23 protein-coding genes are annotated in these 16627 nt (G+C 62.4%); 4 read left to right on the forward strand and 19 right to left on the reverse strand.

What is annotated here, in order from left to right:
- The first annotated feature begins 78 nt into the window (after positions 1-78).
- Both CHB99_RS05080 and CHB99_RS05085 read left to right on the forward strand, forming a co-directional pair.
- Positions 79-690: an FMN-dependent NADH-azoreductase gene (locus CHB99_RS05080; RefSeq protein WP_042124941.1), complete on the forward strand. Its 612-nt coding sequence runs from the start codon at positions 79-81 to the stop codon at positions 688-690.
- 103 nt (positions 691-793) lie between these two features.
- A complete protein-coding gene (locus tag CHB99_RS05085) occupies positions 794-1825 on the forward strand; it encodes an alpha/beta hydrolase family protein (protein WP_042124944.1) in 1032 nt (343 codons plus the stop codon).
- Here the strand turns inward: CHB99_RS05085 and CHB99_RS05090 are convergent.
- The 3 genes from CHB99_RS05090 to CHB99_RS05100 all read right to left on the reverse strand — a co-directional run bounded on the left by CHB99_RS05090 (position 1819) and on the right by CHB99_RS05100 (position 5946).
- Positions 1819-3009: an MFS transporter gene (locus CHB99_RS05090; protein WP_042124946.1), complete on the reverse strand. Its 1191-nt coding sequence runs from the start codon at positions 3007-3009 to the stop codon at positions 1819-1821. The two genes, CHB99_RS05085 and CHB99_RS05090, sit on opposite strands and share 7 nt — an antisense overlap.
- 136 nt (positions 3010-3145) lie before the next feature.
- Positions 3146-4732, reverse strand: coding sequence for an ABC-F family ATPase (locus CHB99_RS05095; protein WP_042124948.1), 1587 nt, complete (start codon positions 4730-4732; stop codon positions 3146-3148).
- Positions 4733-4752: 20 nt separating this feature from the next.
- The gene (locus CHB99_RS05100) at positions 4753-5946 is read right to left on the reverse strand and encodes a tyrosine-type recombinase/integrase (RefSeq protein WP_042124950.1); all 1194 of its coding nucleotides are present in this window, start codon (positions 5944-5946) and stop codon (positions 4753-4755) included.
- A gap of 271 nt (positions 5947-6217) precedes the next feature.
- Between CHB99_RS05100 and CHB99_RS05110 the strand changes: the two genes are divergently transcribed.
- A complete protein-coding gene (locus CHB99_RS05110) occupies positions 6218-6721 on the forward strand; it encodes a hypothetical protein (protein ID WP_052419432.1) in 504 nt (167 codons plus the stop codon).
- Positions 6722-6782: 61 nt separating this feature from the next.
- A complete protein-coding gene (locus CHB99_RS05115; RefSeq protein WP_042124954.1) occupies positions 6783-6968 on the forward strand; it encodes a hypothetical protein in 186 nt (61 codons plus the stop codon).
- 16 nt (positions 6969-6984) lie between these two features.
- Here CHB99_RS05115 and CHB99_RS05120 read toward each other — a convergent pair whose 3' ends face one another.
- The 16 genes from CHB99_RS05120 to CHB99_RS05190 form a co-directional block, all read right to left on the reverse strand.
- The gene (locus CHB99_RS05120) at positions 6985-7779 is read right to left on the reverse strand and encodes a DNA-methyltransferase (protein WP_042124955.1); all 795 of its coding nucleotides are present in this window, start codon (positions 7777-7779) and stop codon (positions 6985-6987) included.
- Between the two features lie 46 nt (positions 7780-7825).
- On the reverse strand, positions 7826-8197 hold the full coding sequence (locus tag CHB99_RS05125; protein WP_141137242.1) for a hypothetical protein: 372 nt from the start codon (positions 8195-8197) through the stop codon (positions 7826-7828).
- Positions 8194-8334 (reverse strand): hypothetical protein, encoded by a 141-nt coding sequence (locus tag CHB99_RS29740; RefSeq protein ID WP_156994711.1) that lies wholly within the window; start codon positions 8332-8334, stop codon positions 8194-8196. The genes CHB99_RS05125 and CHB99_RS29740 overlap by 4 nt, the downstream gene beginning before the upstream one ends.
- Complete coding sequence (locus tag CHB99_RS05130; RefSeq protein ID WP_042124959.1) at positions 8331-8690, reverse strand: hypothetical protein; 360 nt, start codon at positions 8688-8690, stop codon at positions 8331-8333. Before CHB99_RS05130 ends, CHB99_RS29740 begins: the two co-directional genes overlap by 4 nt.
- Complete coding sequence (locus CHB99_RS05135; protein WP_089266432.1) at positions 8687-8980, reverse strand: hypothetical protein; 294 nt, start codon at positions 8978-8980, stop codon at positions 8687-8689. The genes CHB99_RS05130 and CHB99_RS05135 overlap by 4 nt, the downstream gene beginning before the upstream one ends.
- A 3-nt stretch (positions 8981-8983) precedes the next feature.
- Positions 8984-9298 (reverse strand): hypothetical protein, encoded by a 315-nt coding sequence (locus CHB99_RS05140; protein WP_042124961.1) that lies wholly within the window; start codon positions 9296-9298, stop codon positions 8984-8986.
- Positions 9299-9379: 81 nt separating this feature from the next.
- Entirely contained in the window at positions 9380-10279 is a 900-nt protein-coding gene (locus CHB99_RS05145; RefSeq protein WP_089266434.1) for a hypothetical protein, read from the reverse strand.
- A 162-nt stretch (positions 10280-10441) separates the two neighbouring features.
- On the reverse strand, positions 10442-11365 hold the full coding sequence (locus tag CHB99_RS05150; RefSeq protein WP_042124963.1) for a DNA cytosine methyltransferase: 924 nt from the start codon (positions 11363-11365) through the stop codon (positions 10442-10444).
- Positions 11366-11378: 13 nt separating this feature from the next.
- Complete coding sequence (locus tag CHB99_RS05155) at positions 11379-12440, reverse strand: RNA-directed DNA polymerase (protein ID WP_452620710.1); 1062 nt, start codon at positions 12438-12440, stop codon at positions 11379-11381.
- Positions 12441-12734: 294 nt separating this feature from the next.
- Positions 12735-13088, reverse strand: coding sequence for a four helix bundle protein (locus tag CHB99_RS05160; RefSeq protein WP_042125177.1), 354 nt, complete (start codon positions 13086-13088; stop codon positions 12735-12737).
- 57 nt (positions 13089-13145) lie between these two features.
- Positions 13146-13733, reverse strand: coding sequence for a hypothetical protein (locus CHB99_RS05165; protein ID WP_042124966.1), 588 nt, complete (start codon positions 13731-13733; stop codon positions 13146-13148).
- A gap of 121 nt (positions 13734-13854) precedes the next feature.
- A complete protein-coding gene (locus CHB99_RS05170) occupies positions 13855-14331 on the reverse strand; it encodes a hypothetical protein (RefSeq protein ID WP_042124968.1) in 477 nt (158 codons plus the stop codon).
- Positions 14332-14411: 80 nt separating this feature from the next.
- Positions 14412-14873 carry a hypothetical protein gene (locus CHB99_RS05175; protein WP_042124970.1) on the reverse strand — a complete coding sequence of 154 codons (462 nt, stop codon included), beginning with the start codon at positions 14871-14873 and terminating at the stop codon, positions 14412-14414.
- Positions 14870-15100, reverse strand: a complete 231-nt coding sequence (locus CHB99_RS05180; RefSeq protein WP_042124972.1) for a hypothetical protein — start codon at positions 15098-15100, stop codon at positions 14870-14872. Before CHB99_RS05180 ends, CHB99_RS05175 begins: the two co-directional genes overlap by 4 nt.
- Entirely contained in the window at positions 15097-15864 is a 768-nt protein-coding gene (locus CHB99_RS05185) for a lambda exonuclease family protein (protein WP_042124974.1), read from the reverse strand. The genes CHB99_RS05180 and CHB99_RS05185 overlap by 4 nt, the downstream gene beginning before the upstream one ends.
- On the reverse strand, positions 15861-16619 hold the full coding sequence (locus CHB99_RS05190) for an ERF family protein (protein WP_042124976.1): 759 nt from the start codon (positions 16617-16619) through the stop codon (positions 15861-15863). The genes CHB99_RS05185 and CHB99_RS05190 overlap by 4 nt, the downstream gene beginning before the upstream one ends.
- Positions 16620-16627 lie beyond the last annotated feature (8 nt).

Raw genomic sequence — 16627 nt, forward strand, 5'->3', positions numbered from 1 at the left:
TATCAGCTATTGGTGATGCCGTTAGGATTCTCCCCATCGTGATCGCCGACCAGCGGTCCTCATTCAAGGAGAGCACCCATGAAACTGTTGCACATCGATTCCAGCATCCTCGGCGACAACTCGGCCTCGCGCCAGCTGAGCCAGAGTGTGGTCCAGGCCTGGAAGGCCGCCGATTCGTCGGTCGAGGTGGTTTACCGTGACCTGGCCGCCGACGCCATCAGCCACTTCTCCTCGGCGACCCTGCTGGCCGCCGGCACCCCGCAGGAACTGCGCGACGCCGCTCTGGCCCACGAAGCCAGCCTCAGCGCGCAAACCCTGCAGGAGTTCCTCGACGCCGACGCGGTGGTCATCGGCGCACCGATGTACAACTTCAGCATCGCCAGCCAGCTCAAGGCCTGGATCGACCGTATCGCGGTGGCCGGCAAGACCTTCCGCTACACCGAAGCCGGTCCTGAAGGCCTGTGCGGCGACAAGAAGGTGATCGTGGTGTCCACCGCCGGTGGCCTGCACGTCGGCCAGCCGACCGGTGTCGGTCATGAAGACTTCCTCAAGGTGTTCCTTGGCTTCATCGGTATCACCGACGTCGAATTCGTCCGTGCCCATGGCCTGGCCTATGGCGAAGAACCCCGCAGCAACGCCTTGCAGGCGGCCCAGGCGCAGATCGCCAACGAGCTGTTCGCCGCCGCCTGATCCCGCTGTCAGCAGTTTCATCCAGCTTTCATACGTGCCGATCTGGCCCGCTCTATGCTTGGCATGGGGCGGGTCATCGCCGTTTGGGTGAGGTTGAAACAAAATGTCTCATGTACGAGCGTTTCTGTTGCTGTGCGCGCTGGGCTGCAGCCTGCTGGTGCAGGCGGAACCGGCGCAGCACTGGAACGTCGGTCTGCACCGCATGAGCATTCCCGACCCGCTGGACGGCCAGCCGATGCAGGTGCTGGCCTTCTACCCCTCCAGCGGCCAGCCCCATGTCCGTCGGATCGACGGCTACCGTCTCTATGTCGCCGCCGAAGCTCCCGTGGTGATGGGGCGTTTCCCGCTGCTGGCGCTGTCCCACGGTAACACCGGCACGCCAATGGCTCTGCACGACCTGGCCAGCGCCCTGGCCCGGCGTGGTTTCGTGGTGGTCGCCGCGGTGCACCCCGGCGACAACAACAAGGACCACAGCCGCCTTGGCACCCTGAGCAACCTCTACGGCCGCCCGCTGCAGATCAGCGCGGCGATCAGCGCCGCCCTCGGCGATCCGTTGCTGGCGCCTTACGTCAGTGGTGACCAGGTGGGCATGATCGGCTACTCGGCGGGGGCGGAAACCGCGTTGATCCTGTCTGGCGCGCGCCCCGACCTGCAGCGCCTGCGGCGTTACTGCGCGGAACGGCCACTGGATGCCGATGCCTGCACCCGTCATGGCGAGCTGATCGCCGACCGCGATGACCTCTTGCCCGAGGCCGACCCGCGGGTACGCGCCATGCTGCTGATGGCGCCCCTGAGCCTGAGTTTCGGGCGCCAGGCGCTGGCGCAGGTGCGGGTGCCGTCATTGATCTACAGCGGCGACCACGACCAGTTGCTGGCGGTGGACAAGAATGCCGAGGCCCTGGCGCGCAAACTGCCGGTGACCCCCAATTACCGGCGCCTGGAAGGCGCGGGACATTTCGTCTTCATGTCGCCCTGCGACAACAACCAGCGCGCGCGGATGCCGGCGCTGTGCAACGATCCCGATGGCGTCGACCGGGTCGGCATTCATCTGTCGTTGCAGTCCGAGGCCACGCGCTTCTTCAATCGGGCCCTGGGCGTTTCCAGCCGCGCGGGCCTGCACACCGCCGATCAGTGAGCGCTGGAACGGCGCAGCAGGGTCAGTACCAGACCGACGCCGAGCAACGAGAGCAGGGCGGCGGCACAGAAGATCCAGGCATAGCCGAGCTGGGCGGCGACGAACCCCATCACCGGCCCGGCGATCGCCAGGGCCAGATCGAAGAACACCGCATAGGCCCCCAGACCCGCGCCGCGGCTGGTGGGCGGTACCTGCTTGATCGCCTCCACCCCCAGCGCCGGATAGACCAGCGACAGACCGAAACCGGTCAGCCCGGCGCCGACCAGTGCCAGTACCGGCGAGGGTGCCAGCCAGAGCAGGGCCAGGCCCAGGGTTTCCACGGCCATGCAGGCGATGGCCACGCGATAGCCGCCCCACTGGTTGACCGCGTTGACGAACAGCAGGCGCGAGACGATGAAGCAGATCCCGAAAGCGCTGAGGCACCAGGCCGCGCCGGTCCAGCCGCGTTCCAGATAGAAGAGGGTGACGAAGGTGGTCAGGGTGCCGTAGCCGATCGACCCCAGGGTCAGCGCCAGGCCGCAGGGCGCCACGCGAGCGAAGGCGGCCCAGAACGGCAGGCGTTCGCCGCGTACCACCGGCAGCGAGGGCTGGCTGCGGATCACCAGCAGGGCGAGCACGGCCAGCGCGGTCAGGGCCGGGCCGATGCTCCAGAAGCCGCTCTCGCCAGCCAGGATCACCCCCAGTGGCGCGCCGATGGCGATGGCGCCGTAGGACGCGATACCGTTCCAGCTGATCACCCGCGCGGTGTGCTCGGCGCCTACCTGGCCGATGCCCCAGCTCAGGGTGCCGACGCCGATCAGGCCCTGGGCGATGCCCAGCAATATCCGTCCGGCGAGCAACAGCAGCAGGCTCGGCAGCGGCATATCGACGACCAGCGCCGAGGCCCAGGTCAGCACCCCGGCGACAGCGATGCCGACCAGGCCGTAGGCGATGCTGCGGCGCGTGCCGAGGCTGTCCGCCAGGCGCCCGGCCATGGGCCGGCTGAGCAGGGTGGCAAGGTACTGGATACCGATCACCAGACCGGCCACCACCGCGCTGTAGCCGAGCATGTCGTGGACATGGCTGGGCAGTACCGCGATCGGCAGGCCGATGCAGAGGAAGGCGATGAAGGTATAGAAGACGATCGACAGGATCCGCAGGGTGACGGAGAACGATGAAGGGGGGGCGGAGGGTGCGGCAGACATGGGGTTTCGTTCGCAGGCAAGCGGTTGACGGCTCACATCATGGCTGCGCGCGGGGAGAAAAGAAAGCAGGCTAACGAATTATTCGGAACAGCGCACGGACCGTGCCCACTCCGTGGGACGGCCCGTACGCAGGGGATCAGACCACTACGCCCTGGCTGCGCAGGTAATCGTCGTAGGTGCCGCTGAAGTCCACCACGCCATCCGGGCTCAGCTCGATGATGCGGGTAGCCAGGGACGAGACGAACTCGCGGTCGTGGCTGACGAAGATCAGCGTGCCCGGGTAGTTCTCCAGCGCCAGGTTGAGGGCCTCGATGGATTCCATGTCCAGGTGGTTGGTCGGTTCGTCCATCACCAGCACGTTGGGCTTCTGCAGGATCAGCTTGCCGAACAGCATGCGGCCCTGTTCACCACCGGAAATCACCTTGACCGACTTGAGGATCTCGTCGTTGGAGAACAGCATGCGGCCGAGGGTGCCACGGATCACCTGCTCGCCCTGGGTCCACTGGCCCATCCAGTCGAACAGGCTGACATCGTCCTCGAAATCGTGGGCGTGGTCCTGGGCGTAGTAGCCCACTTCCGCGCTCTCGGTCCACTTCACGCTGCCAGCGTCCACCGCCATCTCGCCGACCAGCAGGCGCAGCAGGGTGGTCTTGCCGATACCGTTGGGGCCGATCACCGCGACACGCTCGCCGGCTTCGACGGTGAAGCTGAAGTTCTTGAACAGCTGCTTGTCTTCGAAGCCCTTGGAGACTTTCTCCACGGTCACCGCCTGGCGGTGCAGCTTCTTGGTCTGCTCGAAGCGGATGAACGGGCTGACCCGGCTCGACGGCTTGACCTCGGCCAGCTGGATCTTGTCGATCTGCTTGGCACGGGAGGTGGCCTGCTTGGCTTTCGAGGCGTTGGCCGAGAAACGGCTGACGAAGGTCTGCAGCTCGGCGATCTGTGCCTTCTTCTTGGCGTTGTCGGCCAGCAGTTGCTCGCGGGACTGGGTCGCCGCGGTCATGTACTCGTCGTAGTTGCCTGGGAACAGGCGCAGCTCGCCGTAGTCCAGGTCGGCCATGTGCGTGCACACCGAGTTCAGGAAGTGCCGGTCGTGGGAAATGATGATCATGGTGCTGTTACGCGCCGTGAGAATGTTTTCCAGCCAGCGGATGGTGTTGATGTCCAGGTGGTTGGTCGGCTCGTCGAGGAGCAGCACTTCAGGATCGGAGAACAGCGCCTGGGCCAGCAGCACGCGGAGTTTCCAGCCGGGTGCCACTTCGCTCATCGGGCCGAAGTGCTGTTCCAGCGGGATACCAAGGCCGAGCAGCAGCTCGCCGGCGCGGGATTCGGCGGTGTAGCCGTCCATCTCGGCGAACTCGGTTTCCAGCTCGGCGACGGCCATGCCGTCGTCCTCGGTCATTTCCGGCAGCGAGTAGATGCGATCGCGCTCGGCCTTGACCTTCCACAGCTCCTCGTGGCCCATGATCACCGTGTCGATCACGGTGAATTGCTCGTAGGCGAACTGGTCCTGGCGCAGCTTGCCGAGACGGGTGTTGGGCTCGAGCATGACCTGGCCGGCGCTCGGCTCCAGATCGCCGCCGAGGATCTTCATGAACGTGGACTTGCCGCAGCCGTTGGCGCCGATCAGGCCGTAGCGGTTGCCGTTGTTGAACTTGACCGAGACGTTCTCGAACAGCGGTTTGGCACCAAACTGCATGGTGATGTTAGCGGTGGAGATCAAGGAGTTTACCTATCAATAACTTACGTGACTTCTTCGCAGCTGCGGACCAATTTCGGACCAATCTGGAGCTTTTCCAGCTCCTGCCAGTCGTTGGACGAGTTAATCCAGCGCGCATAAGTCGATAAGAGCATCTGCACGCTATGCCCGAGCTGTTGGGCGATAAATGCGGGGTTGAGACCAGACATTAAGCATATTGTCGCATAGGTGTGGCGGCAGTTGTATGGGGGGCGATACCTGATCCCCAAACCTTTGAGGATCGGGCGCCACTGGTGGTGCAGGTCCGAGGTCTGCTTGACGTGTTCCCCATTCTTCCCTGGCGGGAAAACAAACGGCGACTCCTTGAATTGCCCTTTGCCCTGCCTGCGGCGCTCCGCATACTGCTTAGCGAACTCCAAAGCGTGAAGCGCTCTGTCGTTGAGCAGCACGAATCTATCCCTCCCGGTCTTCGTCCTTTCCTCAACCACGCCTAATGCGATCGTTCGCCGAACGTGAACGGTCTTCCTGGTCAAGTCGACCGTATCCCAGCGCAGCGCCAGTCCTTCGGACAGCCGCAGGCCCGTGAAGAACATGAACTCGAAGAAGGCAGCATAGATGTGGCTCGGCCAGTGCTTATGTTTGTAGAGCTCGGAGATGATGGCGTTGGCCTCTTCCAGGGTGAAAGGGTCGACCTCTTTCCTGGAGCGTGCCGGCAGTTGGATAGCCTCCGCTGGATTCCTTGTGATAAGCCCGTCCAACACGGCGGAGCGCAGAATGGTCGACAGCTTGACCATTGCGTTGCGCTTTACGGAAGGGGAGGTCCAATCGATCGATGCGATGATTCGCCGGAGCAGGGTGGAGGTGATTAAGTCAATGCGCACCAGGGCGAGGTGTGGCATCCAATATATGTTCAGCGTGCTCTTGTAGTTCAGCCTGGTGCCTTCCGCGATCTCCCGGCTATCAAGCCACAACTGAGCGTATTCCCCAAAAGCCGGGATACCGCCTACCACGCCTGCGGAGCCTGGGAACAACTCCGCGTACTTGTCATGGTCAAGCAGGCCCAGCTTGATGAGGCCGTTTACTTTATCGCGAAGCTGGGATGCAGCCTTGATCCCTTTTTGTGTCGGGGGGTAGGGAAGGGTCTCACTTCGGCGAGTACCTTCCCACATGAACCTGAGCCGGAGCGAGCCATAGTGGACGTCGATGCCAGGGGGTAAATCCATTGGCTTTCCAGCCATTCGTCGTATCTCCGTTTGCTGTAAATGATCCGACCGCCGTGTTTCATCCAGACGCCTTCGGGGATTGCCCCGCGGAGACGCCGGCCTTCCAGGGCGCGCTTGGTGCAGCCGAGCAGGTCGGCCATTCGCTGTTCGGTGACTTTGTCGATGTCACCGGTGGTTTCTGTTTCCATGGGATGGTCTCCATGCCGTCGGCGGCGGTTAGGGTTATGGATAATTCATAATCCCGCGGGTAATCTCCGGCTTTCTTTTTCCAGAGCCAGGGGTTCGCATGTCGAATGGAATCAAGTGGGGGGCACTTTTCCTGCTGAGCCTTCTAATGGCCGGCTGCGCTAGCCAACGCTTGAGCTATGCACCGTCTGCTGCGCATTTCAGTGATCGTCAGCAGGCTGCTGATTTTGTCGAGCAGTCGTTCTTTGAGGACTATGGAAAGAAATTCCGGCCGCAGTCAGTGTTGATCACCGACAAGGTCATCATCTTGTCCGACGGAGTTATTTCTGAGGCCACAGGGTTTGCCTCTGCAGTCCCTATTGGCGCTGGCGCCATTGCTGCTGGCAGCAGCAGGAGCGTGACTAAGGACGCCAGCAGGCGCATCTATTTGAGCTCTATTGACGACATCTCCATTTATCAAAAGCGTGGCAGATCTAGTCGTTTCACTGTGGTCATTCGCGGAGCGGATGGCCGAGAGCTTGGGTCAATTCGGACCGGCAGCCTGGAGCGGGCGCAGCGATTCAGTGATGCCCTGATTTACCTGAAAGCCTCGGCCAGGCCTTGATCTTGCCCGCGCATGTCGGCGGGCTCGTATGGTTTAATCGGGGATTGATAGGAGGATCGATATGGCCAAGGAAACTAGAAAGCCGTGGGGCTATGCAGCAGTCACCCTGATGCCAACTGGCATCGGGTTCGCTTTCAGTGGGCTGATGACAGACCAGCCGGCCTTCATCTACAACGGCCTTGGCATGGCCATACCGGGTGTGTTGCTGGCCGCCACGCATTTCTGGGCGGGACGTCGGCGGGCTTGAGTTGTAGGGGGAGGGGTTAGGCGCGAGCTTCGAATAATTCGATCTGCGCGGCCTGGGTGTCGCGGATGCTGATTGCCTCGGCGATGCGCTGCTGCGCAATGTCGATGTACCCAAGCGGGTTGCCACGTTCGTCGGTGTCTTTCTCGATGCCGATGAAACGTCGGCCCAGTTGAATGCAAGCAACACCGGTTGTTCCGCTGCCCATAGTGTTGTCGAGCACAACCTGGCCGGGGTTGGTGTAGGTTGCGATCAGGAATCGCATCCACGCCACAGGCTTCTGGGTTGGATGGAAGTTTGCCGTCTGCTTGTCGCTCGAGAAGAACTGCACCGACCGCGGGTACCGCTCGGTCGAGTCGTACTCGGTGAGAGACAACGCCTTGCCGTAGCACTCAGAGTTGACCGTTTTCCGCTTCGCCGTGCGGCGCTGGTGGCCATCGGTCATCTGCGGGTTGTAAACCGGCTGGCGCCGGTAGAAGACCTGGGCTGATTCGTGTGCCCGAAGCGGCTGCTTTTTGGCATTGAGGAAGCCCGTGGCGTTACCTTTCTCCCAGATCCACTCGTAGCGATAGTCACGCGGGTTGCTGGCCACCACCAGCGAGCTGAACGGTTGGGCCGCGCAGAGCACGATTGCTGCATTCGGCTTGGTAATGCGCAGGTACTGCTCCCACAGTGGCTCGAAGGGGATCACCACGTCCCAGGCGCACTTCGTCGTGCCGTAGGGCAAGTCAGCCAGCACCAGATCGACGCTGGCGCTGGGGAGCGACCTCATCACCTCTAGGCAGTCGCCGCGGTAGAGGCTGACTTCGTTCATCGCGGCCCCCTGTAGATCAGGTAGGCCATGTACATCAGGGGCAGGATCATGGCGCCACCTGCTTGCGGTAGCCTGCGTCGTAGAGCAGCCCAAGCCCCTCGAAAGCAGTCTGCACGCCAGGCCTCCAGTAGGTCGCCCACATCTCCTCGATCGCAGCAGCTCTTTCATCCGTCGCAATTTGCTCGGGCGTGCGGCATGGCGTGTAGTCCACCTTGTCCGTACGCGTGGTGATGAACGAAAGCGATTCGGATCCGTCGCTATGCAACTCCATCAGCCATTCGTGCTCGGCCTTGCGGGCAATAACCTTGACGCGGCGGGTGTCGAGATTGTCGAAGCCCCAGATCGTGTTGTGTGGCGTCACCATGCATTCGGTTCCGGGCGGTGGCAGCCCTTCGCCATTCCAATGAACATTGCTCACAGCGAATACCTCTCTTCATTCCAGCACGTCACACCGCGGCGGCTGTCGTGCTGCACGTCGATGACGTTCGCCTGGGGCTGTGGTTCTGCGCTGGAGCCGGTGGCCAGCAGGAGGAGGCAGAGGGCGAGGCGGGTCATCGGCTATGCTCCCCATTGGAACGCTCGCAGTCCGCGGCGAGCTTCATCAGGTTGATCGTGGTGGGGCTGAACCCATCGGTGTTTGGGTAACCCTCAAAGCGATGGCCGGCCGGATAGGGTTCAAACGGACCGTGCCAGCACCAGTTCATTTTCCAGTCTTCCCAAACGGTGTAGGCATCGCAGCCTTCACCCCAGTAATTCACTCCACCTCCCACGCTCCAGATATTGCTGACCCGCGTGCCTTGCTCGTAAGCCAGTTCGGTCGGTTCGCCCTTGTCGATCCATGCGCCGTGGAACTGCGACGGTGCTATTTCCAGCAGGCGCTTGCTGCTCTTCTTCTCGATGCGCGCCTTCATGACTGCACCTCAGCGTTGTAACGCTCGTATCCCTCGCCATACTCCCAGCAGTAGGTCGCCGGCCAGCATCCCCGCGTGCCCTCGGGAACCAGGTTGTACATGCGGTCATAGGTGCCATGCCCTGGGGTTGTCTTGACCCATACATGCTCGGGGCCGCCAAGCGCCCAGCCGGGATGCTGCTCGATCGCCGCGGCCATGAACTGCTCCAAGTCGTGATGACCCTTACTCATGACGATATAGGTGTCTTCACCAACGCTACGCACATCGAGCGGATATTGATTTGTGGTCACCGGTCAGCCCTCCGTTCCCGCCAGATAGGACGGCTCAGTGGTTTCTGCCAGCCATTGGCGAAGACAGCCGCATTCCGCATGCGGGGGAACCTCATCCACCCATTGGCGATCAAGCATGCTTTCGCTCGTGAGCTCAACGTCCCAGTCGGCGTACTCGGACGGGTCATCGCCATTCATTTCAGCGAGGATGCGGCGAGCCTCGTCTTCGCTGGTTGCCGCCACCCAGTCGCAGTCGCCAACCTGATAGCAAGCGAGGGCTGGCCGAACTGGCTGGCTACCATCGAGCTCAAATGGCGGAGGTGTGATTTCTTCAGGCATGACGATTCCTTGGCCGCTCACTCGCGGCAGTTGAATAGAGGGGAGAGGGGTTACAGTAGAAAGAGTACGGATGTACTCCTGTCAGTGTTCGGCGCCTGGACGGGCGCAGGCGTTCTCGGCCATCACCCGACATTCGACTTTCGTCGGCCCTTGGTATTTGGCGCAGCAGGGGTGAGTGCAGGCGTTGCAACCATGTGGGTCGTCCGGCGCGGCTGGTTCTGCGCTGGCATTACGGCGATGCTCGTCGTAGATCCTTTGCGATTCTTCGTCACTCTTCAGGCAACCGCACCGGTATGGGTGGGCGGTGTAGTCGATATGGCACAGGCGATCCGGATAGCCGACTGGCGCGTTCGGCTCTGCGCTGTCGGTCAGCTGGGCGGTTGCTTCAGTGGCATTACGCCCGAGGCGGGCTGCCCAGTAAGTCGCGGACTTGGTGCCAACCGCAACCTCGCGGCAGATCCAGTCGGACGCTTTTCGGAATTCATCGCCCAACTTGCGCAGGAGCGCACCTTGTTCGGCCAGTCGAGCGCTCAGGCTGTCGGAAGCGTAGTCGCCCTCAGCGACCATGAGGTCCAAGCGTTTCACTTCGGCACGCAGTTCCCCGGCCTCACCAGGGGGAGCCATGGGGCCGAGAGCCACAACCGACTCGCCGATAAGCTGTGCGTCTTGCTCGGCCTGAGCCCTGTCCCACCAGATCGCCGAGCCAACGAGCCAGGCGACTGCATATCCCTGGTTCTGCCCGGCTTGTTTAGCCATGGCCTGCACGATGCCCAGCAGCCGCTCGGGGCCGATCTCGTCGGTATGGCCAAGGCAGACGTGTTCGCCGTCCGGCTGTGTGCACTGGCAATCATCGGTGAGCTCTTCCGAGCTACCGACCCAGCCGCAGCGAGTGCATTCGACGGCATAGTAGCTGCCGCCCAGGGGCGTCTCGCCGATCACGGGCGGGATGCTGGAAGTTGTGGATCGGTTTTCTGTGGGCATGGGGATATCTCGCGGTCATTGCAAATGCTGAAAAAATATGGCTCAGTACCATGGACTCACCACAAGCCCCTCGGTGAGTAACCATGTACTTCCTCCAAATCCTCAAAATCTTCCTTCTTGTCGCCAGGCTGGCGAACGAACTCATCCGCCTGTTCGACCACTTCAGGCCGCTGCCTTGAGAGCCTCGACAAACCGCTGGCCCAGCTTCGGAGGCACAGCGTTTCCGGTCATGTGCATGGTCAGGCGATGGCTTGCTGGGCGCTTTGTGTCCGTCGGGAATGTCTGGGCAGCCAGCGCCTCATCGGCGCTGAGCATGCGCATGCGGCCGCCGTTTACCAGAGCCCACCGGTCGAGGGTTGTAATCGTTCCGATCGGGCGATTGATGTCACGCCCAGTGAGCCCGGACCCCTTGCCGTAGTACGGCATAATGAATCGATCGCCGAACCGCTGGCGGCCATTGCGAACCCTGTCGAGGGTGGCCTGGGCGCGACCAGGCTTCTCGATTTCTGACCAGCGCCCCGCCTCGAAGTCGAGGAAGCTGCTGGCCGGAACGTGCTGCTCACGCTGGAACTGCAGCATTAGCGGTGCCCGACTGCGCGTGATGACAAGGACCAGTCGAACGCGGTGTTGCGGAATCCCGAGGTCGGCGCAGTCAACGACATGCGGGGCGACCTGATACCCCAGTGCCTGTACGGCAGCAAGCCAGGCCGGGTAGAGCGCCCAGGCAATGAACTCTTCGACGTTCTCGACTAGCCCCGCTTCGGGGCGGTGGAATTCAAGGGCTGATACCACCGCCCAGGCCGTCGAGCGCGATGCGTCGTGCCGCGGGTTGCCAGATGCCTTGCCGCGCGCTCTCGAATGGCCCTGGCAGCACGGTGAGGCCAGCAGTAAGTCGTGGGCTGGAACCTCTTCCCAGCGCGCTTGGTGTAGGTCCTGGCATACGTGATGTGTGTCAGGGTGATTGGCTGCATGCCACTTCACGGCCTCTGGCCAGTGGTTTGCTGCCCAGAGGACTTTGACACCGGCATCGCGCGCGCCGGTGCTCCATCCGCCGAGGCCGGCGAACAGGTCGATTGCTGTGGTCATTGGGTGCTCCGAGTCAGCGTTTCGGATAGGTCTTGGTGAAGTCGCCGTTGACGACATGTCCGCGGCGCAGGATGAGGTTTGCCAGTGCGGCGCGGTCCTTCCGGCTGTGGCTGGCTTGGCTTAGGAGGCCAAAGTAGCTGTTGGCCGTCTCGCGCAGGTTGTCCGCCGGCACCGCTGCCGTTCGCTTCAGCGCCTGAGCAGCTGATCGCTTCCGCGTCGTTCTTCGCCACGGCTTGATCACGTGCCCGACGAAGTCGACGCCGCGATCAATCGGCTGCAGGATCGTCTTCGACGGGTTGAGCCTGACTCCCAGGCCCGGCAGGAACTGCTCGATCCGCCAGAGCCACTCGTTCAACTGCTGCGGCGACTCATGCAGCAGGACGAAGTCGTCGACGTAGCGGATGTAGTGCCTGACCTTCAACTCGTGCTTGCAGAACTGATCCAGGGCGTCGAGGTAGACGTTCGCGAAGAACTGCGAGGACAGATTGCCGATCGGTAACCCCAGGTGCGCAGGCTGCGTCGTGAGCTGCTTGTGCTGCGGCACGCGATTGAATAGATGGCGCGGGCTGCGTATCTCGTAGTCTTCGCGTGGGTCGTGCCACAGCACCTGCAGGGCGAGCTGCAGCCACCATGGTTCGGCGATCCGCTTCTGCAACTGGGCGGCGAGCACGCGCTTGTCGATCGACACGAAGAAGTTCGCGAGGTCGCACTTGAGGTAGAAGCCCGGTCGCGACCAGTTCTGGGTCTGGCTTCGAATTTTCGACTCAAGCCGCGTGGCGGCATACAGCGTGCCTCGTCCGGGGATACAAGCGCAGCTGTCCGCTATGAAGCTGCGCTCGATCGCGGGGCCAATGCGGTTGTAGAGCAGGTGGTGAACGATGCGGTCGCGGAAGTCGGCGGCCCACACCTCTCTGGCCTTTGGCCTCGTGACCACGAAACAGATCGAGCGACCAGGTCGATAGGTCCCGGCCTGGAGCTCGTCGAATAGGTCGAGGAGATTGGCCTCCATGTCGACTTCGAAGCGGCGGGCACTCGCAGTGTTCCGTTTGTGTCGCCGGCAGTCGTAGTAGGCAATGACCAGCTCCTCGAATGTGAAGCTCGCAACGGGTGAATCTGCGGACGGGGCGCACGAGACGCTCGTTGTTCTTGTCGTTGTTGTTGAGCCAGCCATTCTCAAAGTCCATGTTGTAGGCGTTGTTGGCTGAGTACTGCGACCTGTCGTGCTATCTACGTCGCCGGGACGATTGCTCAGCCCGGGAACTGCGCCAGACCTACCGGCATACGTCGGCGGTTTCTGCGGTGCGCATGGCGGTGTCCACAGGACAGCGGCACGACCAGATTCAGCGCTCAGGCGGGAGGGCCGTAACCCTCAAGCAGCGGGCGCGGTTGCGGATTTCTTCCAGGCGTTCGCCTGGCGGCCGACGGAGGCCGTGAGCTTCATTGCAGTGGCGTGCTGCCCCTTGCTGATGAACCCCCGGGTTGTGAGGGCGCGCAGCAGGTAGTTCAGCATCCACACGCTTTCGAGCAGTTGGTTGAGGTGGGCGAGACGATCCCGGCTCATGTTTGCCCGACCGATCAGCACGAGCACCTGAAGGCATTCGTCACGAATCTTCGAGCCAACGACCTGCTTCAGGTCTCTCGGGATGTTTCGTACCAGGTCAAGTGCAAGCCCGAGCAGTTCTTCAGCAACCTTGTGGATTTCCAAATCCGTGTGCAGCGCCATCCTGGCATCCTCGAAAAGCGAGGGCGCCTCTGCGCCCATGAATGAAGAAGTGAAGTATCAGAAGTATTTTCTGCGGACGGGGCGCACGAGACGCTCGTAGAGCTTGCCGCTGCTGAGGAGCCAGCCATCCTCAAAGCCCAAGTAGTAGGCGGTGCCGGCTGAGTACTGCGAACTGGTCCAGTGGATGCCCTTGGAGAAAGTCTCCGGAACTGTGCCTTCCAGGAACGACGCCTCGCGCCGCGCCATCAGGTAGAAGTCCTTGTGCCCATCCCGCTCGAACTTTGCGCAGAACTGGGCGGCCGGGTAGGTGTTGTCTGTTTCGACCAGGTCGGCAGTGTTCGTCATGCCGTCGTGCGGGCTCATTGCGCCAGTAAACTCTTCGCCGTAGCTGCCGAACTCCAGCCTCGCCTCGGCGTCGGCGCCGGTTGGGATGATCAGGTAGTACGGCCTGTCGCCGCCTTGGAACAGCCCGCCATTCACGCCACCCTCACCGGGCCATGGCTCGCCAACGGCGGGAACGCTGTTTGCCTCGATGGCTGGCGCCGCGGCGATGGCTAGGGTTGCCAGCTTCAGCACTACACCCTTGTCCGGACTGCTGATCGTCAAGTCGCCACTGGTGTAGGTGGTCAGTTGATTCGCTTGCATGGAGAGCTCCTGTGAGCGAGATAAGGGTGCAGGCGGCCGGCGCTTCCCGGCGTGCTTCTGGTCTGATCGCCATCCTGACGAACCCGGAATCGCCTGCGAGAGAAAGAAATGAAGGGGTGAATTACTGGATAATGCGGCTGCGGACGGGGCGCACGAGACGCTCGACGTCCTTGCCGAAGCTGAAGAGCCAGCCATACTCAAAGCCCATGTAGTAGGCGCCGTTGGCTGAGTACTGCGTACTCAGGTAGTGCCAACGATCCTCGCGCAGGGTCACCAGCCCTTCGGCCTTGGCCGCCATCAGCAGCTGCCCTTCCAGGCAAGAAGGGATGTAGGCATCCAGCTCCAGCGCTTTCTTGGCGATCTCGCTGCCGCCCTCGGCCATTGCGACGCTATTCGCGTAGCCGTCGCTGTAGCTGCTGGCGCCGGGGATCTCGACGCCATACTCACCCCAGACACCCTCGAATTCGTCGGTGGGAAGGATCAGGGCGCGCTCCTGGCCATTGAGCCAGTAGCGCGCAGCGAAGACGCCGCCAAGCAGTGGCTGGCCCAGGGCGGGGAGGTCGGATGCGGCGATGACTTGCTGATTTGCTTGGGTCATGTGGTGCTCCTTGATGCCGCTTGGCGGCAGGTAGGCATGCAGCTGCCTGCGACGGCACTGCGTTATTTTGTGGATCCGCCTCATGCCGCAGCTTTCTCCTGGTGCCATGCGCCGACAGCCTCGAAGACCGCAGCGGCCTGAGCCTCGTCCACGGTCACGATGCTGGGAATCGCCAGCCAGGCCATGCCGATCCGATGGTTCGGATTGCACTCGTCGCTGACCTGTTTGTAGAAGTGCTGGATGAGGTCGGTGAGCTTCTCGGCCAGGTGGACGCCTTCGGGACTGAACTCCAGCGACTTCGTGTACTCCTCGCCATCCTGGCCGATGCACAGGCCGGCGATGTAGATCGTCCAGCGGTGCGGGATTTCGCACATAGCGTCGACGATCCGGCGGCTGCTGACGTTCTTGCAGTTCCTCCAGTTGACCAGGCCCTGCTTGCCGCTGGGGTCGATGTTGACGACGGCGACGTGGTTGCTGGAGAGGAGGGCACGGCAGGCACGTTCGATGCGAGCACGGAAGTTGTGAGGCTTGCGCTTGCTCATAAGTCGTCCGCCATTTTCCGCAGCCTCGCCCGCTCGGCGGCGGTAGGACGTTGACGCTTGCGGACCAGGACCGTCTCCGGGTCGATCTTGTCGCTCCGCACCGGGAGCGGGAGAGCAGGGCAGTCACCCAGCTGGATCATCTGCCGGCCAGATGCGAAGAAGGCAGCTTTCGCTGCCTCCAGTTGTGCCTGACGCTCAGCGCCGGCGAGGATGTAGTTGTTGGTCATGCTGCCTTGCTCCTCAGCTTCGCCTCGTAGTCGTCGACGAGCAGTTTGAATTCCCATAGGTCCTGTTCCAGCGCCTCGATGTAGTCATCGTCACGCTTGAACTCGCGAAGCCAGAGCTGGCGGCCCACAGGCTTGAGAAGCGGGCAATACATCCCGATGTGCCACCACTTCCTGCCGGTGATCCACATGCAGCCCTGGACCTGGTCGATCACGTCGCTGGCATCGTTGTCGATGTGGAAGGCCCGGAGTTTGTCCGGGGCGAGGAAGCATTTGTACTCGCTGCCGCCATCGTCGTTGATGAAGCCGTCAGCGCTGGCACCGAACGCCCCGTCATCGGTCTTCACCAGTCCGACCTGCGTCACGACCAGGCCTGTCTGGATTTCGTGCTCCATCCTGGCTTCCGGTTCGAGCTCATGGCCGCGGCGCATCTGCCAGGTTTCGAAGCCTCCATCCAAAGGCTTGCCACCGATCCGCTCTACCGCCAGCTCGAAGGCGTAGGTGAGGGCGGCGTTGGATGGCTCGCCAACCTTCTCGCCATCCAGGGCGCGCTGGACAACCTCGGCTTTCGGGGCGGCTTTGTAGCCGGCCAGTTCACGCGCCCTGGCTTCAGTGCGGCCGGCGAGGAGGGCTTCGACATAGGTCCGCTGCTGGGTGGTCAGGCCGTTCACTTTGGAGCGTGCGGTACTGAACATGCTCGCGGTGATGGTCCCGGCGCGGCCCTCAAGCCATTCCTGAGACCCTTGTACACAGTTGATGACGATCATGCGGCTGCCTCCAGTTGTTTTCCTTTGGCCACCACAGCGGCCTTGACCTGTTCGTAACCCTGCTTGTCGTTGGCGCTGCGCAGCTCGACAACCGCTACTTTCCAGACTTCCGTCAGGGCCTCCGGGTTCGGGGCGCTGGCAACGCGGTCGAGGATGTCGGGAACCAGTAGCTGCTGGGCGGCGTCGGTGTTGATCTCCCCGGCGCCTTGGCCGTCGTCATCCCGCATCTCGCTGGTGGTGATGTTGAGCAAGGCGCACATCACGTACCGTTTGCCGTAGGTCGTGGATGATCCAACCGCCTGGACTGCATTGCGGCCTTTGCCGATATCGACGGGCAGCAGCATCGTTGTCTGTTCGCGGTGTCCGTCACGGTGCATGAGGATTCCGGTGATGCTGACCCCAGCGCCCGTGTGCTCGACCTTGAAACTGATCGCGAACCCGTGGGTTTGCATGATCGGCTTGAGCGTGGTGTTGATGTCGTCGAGCGTGGCGTAAGTCTTTTCGGTGTGCTCGTTCAGCGCGCCATGCCCCACCGTAGGGATTTCGCACTGCATTTCCGCCATGGCGGCGTTGAACGCGGCCTCTGCGGCCTTGGCCTGCATCCGCTCGTGCATCGCCAGCAGGCGCTCCATTTTCTCGATGTCGCAGGTTGGGTCGGCTGCCGCGCGGCTGATGACAGCCAGGATGCTGGTGTCAGCTGGTGGCGGAGCGACCGCTGGCCGGCGTTGTTCCGGCAGGATGATGGGGCTGGTCATGGTGACGG

It is taken from the genome of Pseudomonas japonica (assembly GCF_900188455.1).
Taxonomy (GTDB): Bacteria; Pseudomonadota; Gammaproteobacteria; order Pseudomonadales; family Pseudomonadaceae; genus Aquipseudomonas; species Aquipseudomonas japonica.